This is a genomic window from Ewingella americana, from assembly GCF_006438725.1.
Lineage (GTDB): Bacteria > Pseudomonadota > Gammaproteobacteria > Enterobacterales > Enterobacteriaceae > Ewingella > Ewingella americana_A.
The window spans coordinates 548,941-564,761 of the sequence record NZ_RCZD01000001.1 but is presented as its reverse complement, the minus strand read 5'-3'; the positions used below and the strand labels follow the sequence as shown (position 1 = coordinate 564,761).

The following is a 15,821-nucleotide window of genomic DNA, read 5'->3' as shown; positions in this document are numbered from 1 at the left end:
CTACCTCATGGTGAGTAGTATCCATGCAATCTGAGTGGGTATGCTGATGCTCCAATTTAAACGCTTTCCCCGGCCCGCTCATTTCTTCGCCAAGGTCTACAGGCATCGGTGTTGTTACCGGTGGGACAGGACGGAGCAACAGGAAGCAGCAACTTACCGGAGCGTAGCATGTCGGAAATTAAACCTGAAATAACCCCAGAGAAAGCGGGGATCAGCCGCCGAACGTTGATGAAAACATCCACGCTGGCAGGACTGGCCATCGCTGCAGGCAGCGTTTCATTGCCTTTCAGCCGCAAAGCTATGGCTGAAATTGTCACTGCCGAAACCCAGAATGGCAAAGACCGTGTAGTCTGGGGCGCTTGCTCTGTAAACTGCGGCAGCCGATGCGCCCTGCGGTTGCACGTTCGTGATAACGAAGTGTACTGGGTTGAGACCGACAATACCGGCAATGACGAATATGGTGACCATCAGGTGCGCGCTTGTTTACGCGGACGCTCAATGCGTCGCCGTATGAATCATCCTGAGCGTCTTAACTATCCGATGAAACGCGTGGGTAAGCGCGGTGAAGGTAAATTTAAGCGTATCAGTTGGGAAGAAGCATTCGACGACATTGCCAACAACTTGAAACGTATTGTCGCCAAATATGGCAATGAAGCGGTATACATCAATTACACCTCCGGTGTAGTGGGCGGCAACATTACACGCTCTTCGCCTTACGCCTCACTGGTCGCCCGCCTAATGAACTGTTATGGCGGTTTCCTCAGCCATTATGGTACCTACAGTACGGCGCAGATCGCCTGCGCTATGCCTTACACCTACGGCAGCAACGACGGTAATAGTACGTCGGATATCGAAAACAGCAAACTGGTGGTGCTGTTTGGTAACAACCCGGCTGAAACACGCATGAGTGGTGGCGGGATCACCTATTATCTGGAACAGGCGCGTGAGCGTTCGAATGCGCGCATGATTGTGATCGATCCGCGTTATACCGATACCGCCGCCGGGCGTGAAGATGAATGGATCCCTATTCGTCCTGGCACAGATGCCGCGCTGGTCGCAGGCCTTGCCCATGTGTTGATCACCGAAAATCTGGTCGATCAGCCATTCCTTGATACGTACTGCATCGGCTACGACGAAAAAACCTTGCCTGCCGATGCGCCTGCTAATAGCCATTACAAAGCTTATATTCTCGGTCAGGGTGAAGATGCCACGGCCAAGACGCCGTTATGGGCCTCACACGTCACGGGTATCCCCGCTGACCGTATCATTAAACTGGCGCGTGAAATTGGACAGGCCAAACCGGCGTACATTTCCCAGGGCTGGGGGCCGCAGCGCCAGGCCAACGGTGAGCTGACTTCCCGTGCGATTGCCATGCTGCCGATTTTAACCGGCAACGTCGGCATTAATGGCGGTAACAGCGGCGCGCGTGAATCCACTTACACCATCACTATCGAACGTATGCCGGTGCTGGAAAACCCGGTGGAAACGCAAATTTCCTGTTTCAGTTGGACTGATGCCATTGTACGCGGCCCCGAAATGACGGCCAAAAAGGACGGTGTGCGCGGCAAAGATAAGCTTGATGTGCCGATCAAGTTTATCTGGAACTACGCCGGAAACACCATCACCAATCAGCATTCTGACATCAACAGAACTCATGACATTCTCCAGGATGACTCACAGTGCGAAATGATTGTCGTGCTGGAAAACTTCATGACCTCTTCGGCAAAATATGCCGATATTCTGCTGCCTGATCTGATGACTGTCGAACAGGAAGATATTATTCCCAACGATTACGCCGGGAATATGGGCTACCTAATATTCATTCAGCCAGCGACCACCGCCAAGTTCGAACGCAAAGGCATCTACGAGATGATGAGCGAAGTAGCGCGCCGTCTTGGCCCGGATGTTTACGCTAAATTCACTGAGGGCCGTACCCAACGTGAGTGGCTGCACTATCTTTACGCCAAAATGCTGTTGAAAGACCCGACATTGCCGGCCTACGAGGAATTGCGCGAGATGGGTATTTATAAGCGTAAAGATCCGGCAGGGCACTTCGTGGCTTACAAAAAATTCCGCCAGGATCCGCAGGCTAATCCGCTGAAAACTCCGTCAGGGAAAATTGAAATTTACTCTTCTGCGCTGGCTGACATCGCCTCGCAGTGGGAGTTGGAAAAAGATGAAACCATCAACCCGCTGCCGATTTATGCGTCGACGTTCGAAGGATGGGACGACCCGAAACGCAGCCAGTTCCCGCTACAGATGTTTGGCTTCCATTACAAAGCCCGCACTCACTCAACTTACGGCAACATTGATGTGTTGCAGGCTGCCTGTCGCCAGGAAGTCTGGATCAATCCGCTTGATGCCAAAACCCGCGGCATCGCAAACGGCGACAAGGTGAAAGTTTTCAACGATCGCGGTGAAGTGCGGGTGGCGGCCAAAGTGACGCCACGCATTATGCCAGGCGTGGTGGCGATGGGGCAGGGTGCGTGGCATCAGGCCAACATGAACGGCGACCGCGTCGATCACGGTGCCTGCATGAATACGCTCACCACCCAACGAGCGTCGCCGCTGGCCAAAGGCAATCCCCAGCATACCAACCTGATTCAAATAGAAAAAGTATAAGCGAGGCCGGGGACGCAAAGACTCCCTCCCGCAGAAGTCGTCATCAATGTTTATCCCCCTGAACGTTTTATGCGGGGGATATTGAGGAGCAAAGTAATGTCGATTAAGAAGCAAGAGACATCAACCAAAGGCGAGGGAATCAGTCGTCGTTCGCTGATGAAAAGTTCCGCTCTGGTGGGGTTGGCAGCAGCAGCGGGGGGAGTATCACTCCCTTTTCGTCATGCACTGGCGACAGAAGCAGTCTCTGGCAGCAAACCGGCCAATCAGAAAGTGGTCTGGAGTGCCTGTACGGTGAATTGTGGCAGCCGTTGTCCGTTGAGAATGCATGTGACAGACGGCGAGATCCGTTATGTCGAAACCGACAATACCGGCGATGACAGCTACGAAGGATTGCATCAGGTGCGTGCTTGCCTGAGGGGCCGTTCGATGCGCCGTCGTGTCTACAATCCCGATCGCCTGAAATACCCGATGAAAAGGGTAGGCGCACGCGGTGAAGGTAAATTCAAACGTATCAGTTGGGAAGAGGCATTCGATACCATTGCTGGCAGCATGAAAGATATCATCAGCAAATATGGCAATGAAGCGATCTACCTGAATTACGGCACCGGAACCTTAGGCGGCACCATGACCCGTTCATGGCCACCGGGTTCTACACTGATTGCGCGCCTGATGAACTGCTGCGGTGGGTATCTCAATCACTACGGCGATTACAGCTCAGCGCAGATTGCCGAAGGTTTGAATTACACTTATGGCGGCTGGGCTGATGGCAACAGCCCGTCAGACATTGAAAACAGTAAGTTGGTGGTGCTGTTCGGCAACAACCCGGGTGAAACGCGAATGAGCGGCGGCGGGGTGACCTATTACGTCGAACAGGCTCGGCAGAAATCCAATGCCCGGATGATTATCATCGACCCGCGCTATACCGACACCGGTGCTGGCCGTGAGGATGAGTGGGTGCCGATCCGTCCTGGTACGGACGGTGCACTGGCTGCCGCGTTGGCGCACGTGATGATCACCGAAAATTTGGTGGATCAACCGTTCCTTGATAAATACTGCATTGGTTATGACGAGAAAACCCTGCCTGCTGGCGCACCGGCTAATGCGCATTATAAAGCCTATATTTTGGGCGCAGGCGCGGATGGCATTGCCAAAACCCCAGTGTGGGCGGCGAAGATCACCGGTATTTCAGCCGACAAAATCATTAAGCTTGGGCGCGAAATAGGCCAGGCAAAACCGGCCTTTATCTCACAAGGGTGGGGACCGCAGCGTCATTCGAACGGTGAAATAGCCACCCGCGCCATTGCGATGCTGGCCATTCTGACCGGTAATGTGGGAATTAACGGCGGAAACTCGGGCGCGCGTGAAGGCTCTTATAGCCTGCCGTTTGTCCGCATGCCTACGTTTGAAAATCCAGTTCAGACCAGCATTTCCATGTTCATGTGGACGGATGCGATTGTCCGCGCTACTGAAATGACGGCCACGCGAGATGGTGTTCGGGGCAAAGATAAGCTGGATGTTCCCATCAAATTTATTTGGAACTATGCCGGTAACTGCCTAATCAATCAGCACTCTGATATCAATCGCACTCACGACATTCTTCAGGATGACAAGCAGTGTGAGATGATTGTGGTGATAGATAACCACATGACTTCTTCGGCAAAATATGCCGATATCGTCCTGCCCGACTGTACCGCATCCGAACAGATGGATTTCTGTCTGGACGCCTCGGCGGGCAATATGGCTTACGTCATTTTTGCCGATCAAGTCATCAAACCGCGTTTCGAATGCAAAAACATCTATGAGATGACCAGTGAACTGGCTAAACGCATGGGCGTTGAGCAGAAGTTCACTGAAGGCCGTACTCAGGAAGAGTGGATGCGCCATCTGTATCAGCAATCCATGCTGGCGATACCCGCCTTGCCGGACTTCGACACTTTCCGCCAACACGGTATTTTCAAGCAGCGCGATCCGCAAGGGCACCATGTCGCCTACAAAGCTTTCCGTCAGGATCCGCAAGCCAATCCTCTGAAAACCGCATCGGGTAAAATCGAAATCTACTCCGCTGAGTTGGCCAATATCGCCACGAAATGGCAGTTGGAAAAAGATGACATTATCGATCCGCTGCCGATCTATGCCGCTGGATTTGAAAACTATGATGACCCACTGGCGAGCAGTTATCCGTTGCAACTGACCGGTTTCCACTATAAAGCCCGCACCCATTCGACCTACGGCAATGTCGATGTCCTGAAGGCCGCCTGCCGTCAGGAGATGTGGATCAATCCTCTGGATGCCAGTTCGCGCAATATCAGCAATGGCGACATGATCCGCATCTTCAATGACCGTGGCGAAGTACAGATCGCTGCCAAAGTGACGCCGCGTATGATGCCGGGCGTGGTTGCGCTGGGAGAGGGAGCCTGGTACTCACCTGACAGTAACAAAATCGACCGTGCAGGTAGCATCAATGTTTTGACTTCTCAACGGCCTTCACCCCTGGCGAAAGGTAACCCCTCTCATACCAACCTTGTGCAAGTGGCGAAGGTTTAAAGGAATAAATCATGACAACCCAATATGGTTTTTATATTGATTCAAGTCGTTGCACCGGCTGCAAGACTTGCGAACTGGCGTGCAAAGATTTTAAGAATCTGACACCTGATGTCAGTTTTCGACGTATCTACGAATACGCGGGGGGGGACTGGCAGCAGGACGGCGACGGCTGGCATCAGAACGTTTTTGCCTACTATCTGTCGATTGCCTGTAACCATTGTGAAGACCCGGCTTGTACCAAGGTCTGCCCGAGCGGCGCAATGCATAAACGTGATGACGGTTTCGTCGTCGTTAACGAAGATATCTGTATCGGCTGCCGTTATTGCCACATGGCCTGCCCGTATGGCGCACCACAATACAACGCCGCGAAAGGCCATATGACCAAATGCGACGGATGTTACGAACGCGTGGCCGAAGGTAAGAAACCGATTTGCGTCGAATCCTGCCCATTACGCGCGCTGGACATGGCACCGATCGAAGAGTTGCGGGAGAAATACGGCACGCTGGCGCAGGTTGCGCCTCTGCCTGGTGCGCAGTTCACAAAACCGAATATTGTTATTAAGCCCAATGCGAATTGCCGTCCGGTAGGCGATACCACTGGATATCTTGCTAACCCGAAGGAGGTCTGAGATGGGAAACGGATGGCATGAATGGCCTTTGATGGTCTTTACCGTTTTAGGGCAGTGTGTGGTGGGGGGCTTTGTCGTCTTAGCCTTGGCTCTGCTCAGTAAACGCACTCAGGAAGAGATGCGCCGAATTCACCTGGCAATGTTCTTCCTGTGGGTGTTGATGGCGGTGGCTTTTATCGCCTCCGTGCTGCACCTTGGTTCACCACTTAGGGCGTTCAACTCATTGAATCGTCTGGGGTCATCGCCACTGAGTAACGAAATCGGCAGTGGTTCTTTGTTCTTTGCGCTGGGCGGCATTTACTGGCTGCTGGCCGTATTGAATAAAATGCCTGAGGCGTTAGGTAAGGTCTGGCTGGTGATCACCATGGTGGCGGGCGTGGGTTTTGTTTACGCCATGTGCCGGGTTTATGAAATTGATACGGTCCCGACATGGGACAATGCGTATACCTCACTGAACTTTGTCCTGACGGTCCTGATTGGTGGACCGCTGCTCGGTGCTTTGCTGCTGCGTTTAGCCAATATCCAAAGTTGTACGTTACGTTTGTTGCCGATGGTAAGCGTCGCTGCACTGGTTGTCAGCATGGCGGCCGTGGTGATGCAGAGTGCGAGCCTGGCGATGATCAACAGCTCGGTTCAGGCTGCGTCTGCGCTGATACCGCAATATGGCGCGTTGAGTGTTGCGCGTCTGGTGCTGGTTGTTCTTGGTCTTGGCTGCTGGATTTGCCCACTGATTCAGCGTAACCGTCCTGCGGTTGCCTCCCTGACGCTGGCTTTTGTTATGGTGTTTGCCGGTGAGTTAATCGGGCGTGCCGTTTTCTATGGTCTGCATATGACCGTAGGTATGACAATTGGCAGTTAATCCTTTATCTCTCGCGCATTGCTTCGCTGCAATGCGCGCTTTCAAAGCGAGTGACGTATGTCAGTAGAAGCCATCGCCGCCACAGGAAAAATCGTAGGTTCGCTCTTATATTTTCCGCCAAACTCAGTGCAGGCACTGCCCCTCATCCATTGGTTGCAGAGCAATCAGTGGATGCAAGAGTGGCCTTATGGTGAGCCAGGGGATCTGCAACCTATTGCTACACTTTTAGCGCAATTTACAACCCATGAAGAGCCAGATGCAGAGGCTTTCCAGCGCCTGTTTGTTGGCCCCTATGCGCTGCCCGCACCACCCTGGGGATCGGTTTATCTGGATCGTGAAAGCGTACTGTTTGGTGATTCCACCCTTGACCTGCGGGAATGGATGCGTGATCACGGTATCGAACCCAATCGGACTCAGGCTGAACCTGAGGATCACATCGGTCTGATGTTGATGATGTCAGCCTGGTTGGCGGAAAACTCTCCGGCTCTGCTCAACGAGTTTCTGGCAATGCATCTTTTCCCCTGGTCTTTCCGTTATCTGACCCTGTTAGAGGAGGGCGCTGCGCATCCTTTGTATCAGAGCCTTGCTCAGTTAACCCGCATCACGTTGACGGGATGGCAACAGCAATGTACACACGCAGTAGTTGAGCATGAGCTATATCGCTGATGAGTGACTCTCGCGACTCGGCTTATTATCGTGCCTGGATGAGTTCAAGGACGGTCAGTCGCCGCGGGCTGTTTCGCGGTTTACTCGCTCCTGGGCAACGAGCCTTGCAGCACGGCTTTGAGTCGGAGGCATTGCAGCGGCGTGTGGCACGTCCACCTCAAGCCGCCGTAGAACCGCTGTTTTTACAATCCTGCGATGGCTGTGGGGCTTGTCGCGATGCATGCCCGATGGGGATCATTGCTCTGGATGGCGGAAAAGCGCAGGTGAATATCGAGTTTGCCGAATGTGATTTCTGCGGTGCCTGTACAGCGATCTGCCATAGTGGGGCGCTGGACTTCAGTGCGGTCATGGATACCGGCCTGCGCCCGGTGATTTCTGACCAATGTCTGGGGCGGCTGGATGATTTATGCCGGATGTGCGAAATTGTGTGTCCGCGCACGGCAATATTTTTTAATCAACAGAATCAACCCATCATCGATAATACGCACTGTAATGGCTGTGGGAAATGTAAACTTGTTTGTTATCATGGTGATATTACTTTGTGTTTAGTGAGCCTGTGACATTGTTCCCCATGATTGATGAGTGATTTGAATCATTGCCCCGCAGTTCGTGCTCATGCCGATTTTCACCTGATTGACTTTTAATCCGCTGGTGGCATGATGCGCGCAATTTCTTCGCATTCGTGGTCGCCAACGCCCTATGTCCGCCTATTCTCGCCCGGTAATATTATTGCTCTGTGGGCTCCTGTTACTGACGGTTTCTATTGCTGTTCTCAATACGCTTGTCCCTCTCTGGTTGAGCCACGACATGCTGCCAACCTGGCAAGTCGGACTCGTCAGTTCCTCGTATTATTCCGGGAATTTGGTCGGCACACTGATCGCCGGTGCGTTGATCAAACGAATCGGGTTTAATCGCAGCTATCATCTCTCCTGCATTGTGTTTGCTATCGCCACCGCCGGTCTGGCGCTCTCCATGACATTCTGGAGCTGGATTGGCTGGCGCTTTGTTGCAGGTATGGGATGCGCACTGATTTGGGTCGTGGTTGAGAGCGCATTACTGCGCAGCGGCACGGTGAAAAATCGCGGCCAGCTGTTAGCGGCCTATATGATTATTTATTACATCGGTACGGTTTTCGGACAGTTGATGCTTGGTATGGTTTCTACCGAACTGCTTAATGTGTTGCCATGGGTCACGTCACTGATTGTGATTGCTATGCTGCCGCTACTTTTCACCCATATCATCAATCAGGACAGCGGGCAGCCGCGTATGACCGTGTGGCCTATGCTTAAGCGCCGCAGCGCGCGGTTGGGAATTAATGGCTGCGTTATCTCGGGGATAATTCTCGGGTCACTGTATGGTTTGATGCCGCTGTTCCTGAATCATCAGGGGATGAGCGATGCAGACGTGGGCTATTGGATGGCGTTGCTGGTCAGCTCAGGCATCATTGGCCAATGGCCGGTCGGGCGTCTTGCCGACCGCTATGGTCGTCTGATTGTTTTACGGGTGCAGGTCTTTGTGGTGATTTTGGGCAGTATAGCGATGCTCAGCGGGTACGCAATGGCACCCACCTTGTTTATTCTGGGTTGCGCGGGTTTTACGCTATATCCGGTGGCTATGTCCTGGGCGTGCGAAAAGGTCAATCCAGACGAACTGGTGGCAATGAATCAGGCGCTGTTGATGAGTTACACCATTGGCAGTCTGGCTGGCCCAACGATGACCGCCATGCTGATGCAAAGCTATTCCGACCGGCTACTGTTTGTGATGATTGCCATCGTTGCATTGGTTTATTTGGTGGCATTGTTACGTAAGGCCGACAAGCACCAAAATCCAGTGGCAGCAGCTTAATCCTACGTCAGACAGATATTCCCCGAGTGACTCTTTGGTCAATAAAAAACGCCCGGCAGTAAGACTGTCCGGGCGTTTTTTATGGTGAGTAAGTTGAGTTTCAGAATTAGTAAATCACTTTATGTCCGTAGCTCTCAAGAATACCTTTCACCCTTTCCATGATCTCTTTGGTCGGCGGGTTTACACCGTCCAGACCGTACTCTTCACCCATCGCCGTCCACTTATGCTTGCCCAGTTCATGATAAGGCAGCAGTTCAATTTTCTCGATGTTGGCCATGTCTTTGGTGAATTCGCCCAACAGATGTGATGACTTATCATCGTCAGACCAGCCCGGGACAACGACATAGCGGATCCAAGTGCGTTGGTTGCGTTTAGCCAAATAGCGCGCAAAATCCAGCGTACGGTGGTTGGATACACCGACCAGATTCTGATGGATATCATCGTTCATTTGCTTTAAATCAAGCATCACCAGATCGGTCACATCGAGTAATTCATCAATGACTGGATCATAGCGGCGCACAAAACCGTTGGTATCCAGGCAAGTGTTAATACCTTCTTTCTGACAGGCGCGGAACCAGTCACGCACAAATTCAGCTTGCAGGATTGCTTCACCACCGGAAGCCGTGACACCACCACCAGAGGCATTCATAAAGTGACGATAGGTCACCACCTCCTTCATCAAATCCTCAACATTGATCTCTGTACCGCCGTGCGTGTCCCAGGTATCCCGGTTATGGCAATACATGCAACGCATCAGGCAGCCCTGGAAGAAAACAATAAAACGTATACCCGGGCCATCTACCGTGCCACAGGATTCATAAGAGTGGATACGACCTTGAACTGACATTGCGGGTTTTTCTCCAATATTGACCAATAGGTTGCAGTCTAAAACGCGCGGATGCTGACCTGGCAGAGATAAACTGAAAAGGTGCCATTATCACATTGAGTTTGGTCTTGTGGTTACCAGCTAATAATAACAGACAAACAGCAAGGTTGATTGAGTCAGCACTGCGGAACTGCTTTGCCAGAGATCCGCCTGTAGGAGATATCTGGCAAAACAGTCTACTCGAGAATGTCGATAGTTGAGACGGTAGATGAAATAAAGGCTCCACAGGTGTGGAGCCTTAGTTTTATACCTGCTTATTGCGGGTAGATAATCTTACAGCGTTTTGGTGAACGTACGGGTGATCACGTCTTGCTGTTGTTCTTTGGTCAGCGAGTTGAAACGCACTGCGTAACCAGAGACACGGATGGTCAGTTGCGGATATTTTTCCGGATTTTCCATCGCGTCTAACAGCATTTCACGGTTCATTACGTTGACGTTCAGGTGCTGACCGCCTTCGATATTTGATTCGTGATGGAAGTAACCGTCCATCAAACCAGCCAGGTTAGCTTTACGAACGTCATCATCTTTACCCAGTGCATTTGGCACGATAGAGAAAGTATAAGAGATGCCGTCTTTTGCATAAGCAAACGGAAGTTTTGCAACGGAAGTCAGAGAGGCGACAGCACCTTTCTGGTCACGACCATGCATTGGGTTAGCACCTGGACCAAATGGCGCGCCAGCACGGCGACCGTCTGGGGTGTTACCGGTTTTCTTACCATAAACCACGTTAGAGGTGATGGTAAGAACAGACTGAGTTGCTACAGCGCCACGGTAGGTACGCAGTTTCTGAATTTTCTTCATGAAACGTTCTACCAGGTCACAAGCAATGTCATCTACGCGTGAATCGTTGTTACCAAACTGCGGGTATTCGCCTTCGATTTTGAAGTCAACAGCCAGGCCGTCTTCGTCACGAATGGTGCTAACTTTTGCATATTTGATAGCAGACAGGGAGTCAGCAGCCACTGACAGACCTGCGATACCACATGCCATGGTGCGATAAACATCACGGTCATGCAGCGCCATCAATGCCGCTTCATAGCTGTATTTATCGTGCATGAAGTGAATGATGTTCAGTGCAGTCACGTACTGTTTAGCCAGCCAGTCCATGAAGTGATCCATACGTTCCATGACTTTGTCATAGTCCAGCACGGCATCCATCATTGGCGCTTCTTTAGGGCCAACCTGGATTTTCATTTTTTCGTCAACGCCGCCGTTGATTGCATACAACATGGTTTTCGCCAGGTTGGCACGCGCGCCGAAGAACTGCATTTGTTTACCAACAATCATCGGGCTTACGCAGCAAGCAATTGCGTAGTCATCATTGTTGAAGTCAGGACGCATCAGGTCATCGTTTTCATACTGAACAGATGACGTATCGATAGAGACTTTCGCCGCATACTTTTTGAAGTTCAGTGGCAGTTTTTCTGACCACAGGATGGTCATGTTCGGCTCTGGTGAAGGCCCCATGGTGTATAGGGTATTCAGGAAGCGATAGCTGTTTTTAGTAACCAGAGTACGGCCATCAACACCCATACCTGCCAGAGATTCAGTTGCCCAGATAGGGTCACCGGAGAACAATTCATCATACTCAGGAGTACGGAGGAAACGAACCATGCGCAGTTTCATAACCAGATGGTCAATCAGTTCCTGAGCCGCTTCTTCAGTCAGTTTACCTGCTTTGATATCACGTTCGATGAATGCGTCAAGGAAGGTCGATACACGACCGAAGGACATTGCAGCGCCGTTCTGGGATTTAACCGCAGCCAGATAGCCGAAGTAAGTCCACTGAACTGCTTCCTGAGCGGTTGTTGCTGGTGTAGAAATATCGCAGCCATATTTGGCAGCCATTTCTTTAATCTGGCCCAGGGCACGGTATTGCTCTGAGATCTCTTCGCGCAGCTGGATGGTCATTTCCAGGTTTACGCCATTTTCCATATCATCTTGCAGTGACAGGAATTGTTTGTATTTGTCAGCCATCAGGAAATCAATACCGTACAGCGCAACGCGACGGTAGTCACCGATGATACGGCCACGGCCGTAGGCGTCTGGCAGACCGGTCAGAACACCTGATTTACGGCAATTCAGGATGTCTTTGGTATAAACATCGAATACACCCTGGTTATGGGTTTTGCGGTAGTCGGTGAAGATTTTTTTCAGCGCAGGGTCCAGTTCACGGCCATAAACTTTACATGAACCTTCAACCATCTTGATGCCGCCGAACGGGATCAGGGCGCGTTTCAATGGTGCGTCAGTTTGCAGACCCACGATAGTTTCGAGGGACTTGTTGATGTAGCCCGCATCATGAGAGGTGATGGTTGCAGCAACGTCGGTATCAAAATCAACTGGAGCATGAGTGCTGTTTTCCAGTTTGATGCCTTCCATTACTTTATCCCATAGCGTAGAGGTCGCTTTGGTCGCACCGGCCAGGAATGACTCGTCACCTTCATACGGGGTGTAGTTCTTCTGGATGAAGTCACGAACGTTAACTTCATTCTGCCAGTCGCCAGCACTAAAACCTTGCCATGCGTTGGTCAATTTTTCATTGAGCTTGGACATTATGCACCTACCTTCTAATTTGGCTTTCTTTAAAAATCGGTTTGTAAACCTGTCGTGACAAGCATCCCACAGTACTTAGTGATGCTGCTCATCGCGGAGATATATTACCCAGTAAGTTAACCCTACCATCAGACCGCCACCAATGATGTTCCCGATAGTGACGGGGATCAGGTTGTCGATAATAAAGTTACTGATATTCAGTTCTGCGAATTGCGCTGGCGTGGTTCCAACCGCTTGCCAGAACTCAGGCGATGCAAAGTTCTTGATGACAATACCGAGAGGAATCATAAACATGTTGGCGATGCTGTGCTCAAAACCACTGGCAACAAACATAGCGACGGGAAGGATCATGGCGAACATTTTGTCCATCAGGCTGCGGCCAGAGTAACTCATCCATACCGCAAGACAGACCATCAGGTTAGCCAGAATACCGAGGCACACAGCTTCAATGAAGGTGTGATGCATTTTGTGGTCTGCGGTTTGGAGAACATTCAGCCCCCACAAGCCATTATCGACCATGTGTTCGCCAGAGAACCAGATCAGTGCGACAAAAAACAGTGCGCCAATGAGGTTACCAATGTAGACGTTGATCCAATTACACGCCAATTGACCCCAGGTTATGCGGCCGCTGGCCTTAGCAATAACGATGAGTACAGTAGACGTGAAGAGGTCAGCACCACAAACGACGACCAACATCAGGCCAAGTGAGAAGCAGATCCCCCCAACCAGTTTTGCAAGACCAAAAGGAACGGCCGCAGCACCAGTGGTTGATGTGATATAGAAAACAAAAGCAATGGAAATAAAGACGCCAGCAGTGATCGCTAAATAAAACGTTTTCAGCGGTTGTTTAGTGGCTTTATAAACACCTGCATCTTCGGCGACTTTCGCTGTTGCTGCGGGTAACAATAAATTGAAGGGGTTGTCAGCTTTCACAGTAACTCTCTCTTTAAGGGTTATCTACTGCACAACGAGATACTAGCAAAGCAGTATAACGTAAAAATTGACTTGGATCATAAGGGGGGGTGTTAGGGACGTATTCAACGTAGGCTAAAGGGGTGGTTTAGTGGTTATCTCATTGAAAATTATGAATTAAAAACATTTTAAATATTACAAATAAAGTTGAAGGGCTTTTTAGCCAACGCAAAAAACATGTTAACATTTAAGCTTCAATGTAACTATTACACCCAAGAATGAACATAATATATTTACTGTTCTTTAACGTTTAAAAAAGAACCCGCCTGATTAAAGGCCTAAGCAGGCAAGTATAGTCAGGCAAAGGCGAATTACACGCCACTTTTATCTGCGAGTCAAATATCTTGCGAGATAAAAAAACCGGCAGTTAGAGGCTGCCGGTTCTAAAAGATTAACCTGGTCAAACGGCTTTAAATCAGGCTTTGGACCAATGACGGCGTTTAGCCACTTGCAGTTTTTCGTAAGCGGCCAGCAATCCCTGATGGGACGGTAGGGCACGCAGGTCCATCTCGACGGCGAACAAGCTGTGGAAGCGTTCTTCGCCACTGATGGCTGCTGAAGCGCTGTCTACAGCATCCTGGCCATACATTTTGACAAAAGCGCCATAATATTGAGCCGGAGAGCGATCTTCTTCCAGTGATAGTTGCAGTAAGGTCTGCAGGCAACGGTAATAGTTGTTGCGTTCATCGCTGTAAACGGAGGAGTTAAACTCATGAGCCCACTCAGCCCAGGTCAGGGCCTGATCTAAATCACCGCCTGCCAGTGCCAGCATGGATTTCAACTCACCAACACGAAGTGTATACCAGCCATTGTTTTTGCCACTGGCGATACCCAATAATTCCCGCACGCGGGTAAAGTCGTCCAGACCTTCTTCATCTAATTGGGTGATCATTTCCAGGTAGGCTTCTTTCGGCAAATCACTGCCCGGCAATGCCAGTAACTGTTCGCGCAGATGAGCGCCCATCGTGTTGTTGGCCAGTAACAAATCTTCAGCCGGATAAATATCAGACATGCCCGGAACAATGATGCGACAGGCGTAGACATCCAGATGTTCGTAATCGGCGATATAAACTTCGGCGTCTTCTTTATCAAAGATAGCCATCAGCGTGGCAAACTCTTGTTCTGTGGTGCCGCTGAAGCTCCAGTCTGCAAACGGATAGTCAGCATCTTGCTTGAACATATCCCACGAGATTAAACCGCTGGAATCGATGAAGTGGGTTTCCAGATTGGCATGTTCCGCGACTTCTTCATCATCAAAGGTCGGTGCGGTGAAGACGTCCAAATCTTTCAGGCTACGACCCTGCAGCAATTCGGTGACGGTACGTTCCAGCGCCACGCCGAAATCAGGGTGTGCGCCAAAGGAGGCAAAGCAGGTGCCATTGGCCGGGTTAAACAACACTACGCAGATAACGGGGTAGTTGCCGCCGAGCGACGCGTCATAAGAAAGGATCGGGAAACCTTCCTCTTCCAGTTTAGCAATAGCTTCAACCACACCAGGATAACGTGCCAGCACGTCGGTTGGGATCTCCGGCAAGCTGATGGATTCAGCGATGATACGGTTTTTTACGTAACGTTCGAACACCTCGGAAAGCCCCTGAACGCGAGCTTCGTTGGCGGTATTACCCGCTGACATACCGTTTGAGACGTATAAGTTACCGATAATGTTCATCGGAATATAAACGGTTTGTAGATCAGACTGACGGGTGAAAGGCAGGGCACAAATGCCACGATCTGGATTGCCGGATTGGAGGTCTACCAAATCGTTGCCGGTCAGTTCTTTATCGGCATCATAAAAATCGTGTAAACGCTTATCCAGAATTCCCGCTGGCAGACTATTGTCCGCTGGGATCGGGAACCATTTTTCGTTCGGGTAATGCACAAAATCGCCGTTAGCAATCTCTTTGCCCAGATAGAAATCGGCGAAGAAATAGTTGGTCGACAGACGCTCAAAATATTCACCGAGCGCTGAGGCCAATGCCGCTTTTCTACTGGCACCTTTACCATTGGTAAAACACAGTGGACAGTCGCGATCGCGGATATGCACAGACCAGACGTGAGGAACCGGGTTCAGCCAGGAAGCTTCCTCAATGTTAAAACCGAGATCAGTGAGTTTTTGTTGGAAACGGGAAATGGAGTCTTCCAGCGCAGCGTCTTTGCCAGTAATAAAGGTTTGAGTCATTGAGTTCACTTTTAAGCGTTCTAAAAACGCGCAATCATACGGGATTTTGGGCTACAGGCAACC

General features: G+C 50.7%; 11 protein-coding genes. 7 read left to right on the top strand and 4 right to left on the bottom strand.

The genetic code is table 11. The features are described 5' to 3' along the window. Nucleotides 1–168 precede the first annotated feature (168 nt). From ynfE to EAH77_RS02420, 7 genes are all read left to right on the top strand, one after another. Entirely contained in the window at nt 169–2,622 is a 2,454-nt protein-coding gene (gene ynfE, locus EAH77_RS02450; protein ID WP_140470202.1) for a selenate/tellurate reductase subunit YnfE, read from the top strand. 96 nt (nt 2,623–2,718) lie between these two features. Beyond that, nucleotides 2,719–5,166: a dimethylsulfoxide reductase subunit A gene (gene dmsA / locus EAH77_RS02445; protein ID WP_140470201.1), complete on the top strand. Its 2,448-nt coding sequence runs from the start codon at nt 2,719–2,721 to the stop codon at nt 5,164–5,166. Between the two features lie 11 nt (nt 5,167–5,177). Continuing rightward, nucleotides 5,178–5,795 carry a DMSO/selenate family reductase complex B subunit gene (locus tag EAH77_RS02440; protein ID WP_140470200.1) on the top strand — a complete coding sequence of 206 codons (618 nt, stop codon included), beginning with the start codon at nt 5,178–5,180 and terminating at the stop codon, nt 5,793–5,795. Nucleotide 5,796: 1 nt separating this feature from the next. Continuing rightward, nucleotides 5,797–6,654: a dimethyl sulfoxide reductase anchor subunit family protein gene (locus tag EAH77_RS02435; RefSeq protein ID WP_140470199.1), complete on the top strand. Its 858-nt coding sequence runs from the start codon at nt 5,797–5,799 to the stop codon at nt 6,652–6,654. Between the two features lie 57 nt (nt 6,655–6,711). Then, on the top strand, nt 6,712–7,320 hold the full coding sequence (dmsD, locus tag EAH77_RS02430) for a Tat proofreading chaperone DmsD (protein WP_140470198.1): 609 nt from the start codon (nt 6,712–6,714) through the stop codon (nt 7,318–7,320). Next, a complete protein-coding gene (gene napF / locus EAH77_RS02425) occupies nt 7,320–7,880 on the top strand; it encodes a ferredoxin-type protein NapF (RefSeq protein WP_140470197.1) in 561 nt (186 codons plus the stop codon). Before dmsD ends, napF begins: the two co-directional genes overlap by 1 nt. 139 nt (nt 7,881–8,019) lie before the next feature. Continuing rightward, nucleotides 8,020–9,165, top strand: a complete 1,146-nt coding sequence (locus EAH77_RS02420; protein ID WP_140470196.1) for an MFS transporter — start codon at nt 8,020–8,022, stop codon at nt 9,163–9,165. Nucleotides 9,166–9,271: 106 nt separating this feature from the next. On the opposite strand, the gene pflA is transcribed toward EAH77_RS02420, so the two are convergent. The 4 genes from pflA to ycaO all read right to left on the bottom strand — a co-directional run bounded on the left by pflA (nt 9,272) and on the right by ycaO (nt 15,758). Then, nucleotides 9,272–10,012 carry a pyruvate formate lyase 1-activating protein gene (gene pflA / locus EAH77_RS02415; RefSeq protein ID WP_140470195.1) on the bottom strand — a complete coding sequence of 247 codons (741 nt, stop codon included), beginning with the start codon at nt 10,010–10,012 and terminating at the stop codon, nt 9,272–9,274. Nucleotides 10,013–10,324: 312 nt separating this feature from the next. Then, a complete protein-coding gene (gene pflB, locus EAH77_RS02410; RefSeq protein WP_140470194.1) occupies nt 10,325–12,607 on the bottom strand; it encodes a formate C-acetyltransferase in 2,283 nt (760 codons plus the stop codon). 75 nt (nt 12,608–12,682) lie between these two features. Next, nucleotides 12,683–13,540, bottom strand: coding sequence for a formate transporter FocA (gene focA, locus EAH77_RS02405; protein WP_140470193.1), 858 nt, complete (start codon nt 13,538–13,540; stop codon nt 12,683–12,685). Nucleotides 13,541–13,994: 454 nt separating this feature from the next. After that, nucleotides 13,995–15,758 (bottom strand): 30S ribosomal protein S12 methylthiotransferase accessory factor YcaO, encoded by a 1,764-nt coding sequence (ycaO, locus tag EAH77_RS02400; RefSeq protein WP_140470192.1) that lies wholly within the window; start codon nt 15,756–15,758, stop codon nt 13,995–13,997. Between the last annotated feature and the right edge of the window lie 63 nt (nt 15,759–15,821).

What these genes read in the sequence shown, in the direction of transcription:
- napF (WP_140470197.1), top strand. Translation starts at nt 7,320, where the DNA reads ATGAGTGACTCTCGCGACTCGGCTTATTATCGTGCCTGGATGAGTTCA.
- dmsD (WP_140470198.1), top strand. Translation starts at nt 6,712, where the DNA reads ATGTCAGTAGAAGCCATCGCCGCCACAGGAAAAATCGTAGGTTCGCTC.
- EAH77_RS02435 (WP_140470199.1), top strand. Translation starts at nt 5,797, where the DNA reads ATGGGAAACGGATGGCATGAATGGCCTTTGATGGTCTTTACCGTTTTA.
- EAH77_RS02420 (WP_140470196.1), top strand. Translation starts at nt 8,020, where the DNA reads ATGTCCGCCTATTCTCGCCCGGTAATATTATTGCTCTGTGGGCTCCTG.
- pflB (WP_140470194.1), bottom strand. Translation starts at nt 12,607, where the DNA reads ATGTCCAAGCTCAATGAAAAATTGACCAACGCATGGCAAGGTTTTAGT.
- pflA (WP_140470195.1), bottom strand. Translation starts at nt 10,012, where the DNA reads ATGTCAGTTCAAGGTCGTATCCACTCTTATGAATCCTGTGGCACGGTA.
- EAH77_RS02440 (WP_140470200.1), top strand. Translation starts at nt 5,178, where the DNA reads ATGACAACCCAATATGGTTTTTATATTGATTCAAGTCGTTGCACCGGC.
- ynfE (WP_140470202.1), top strand. Translation starts at nt 169, where the DNA reads ATGTCGGAAATTAAACCTGAAATAACCCCAGAGAAAGCGGGGATCAGC.
- dmsA (WP_140470201.1), top strand. Translation starts at nt 2,719, where the DNA reads ATGTCGATTAAGAAGCAAGAGACATCAACCAAAGGCGAGGGAATCAGT.
- ycaO (WP_140470192.1), bottom strand. Translation starts at nt 15,758, where the DNA reads ATGACTCAAACCTTTATTACTGGCAAAGACGCTGCGCTGGAAGACTCC.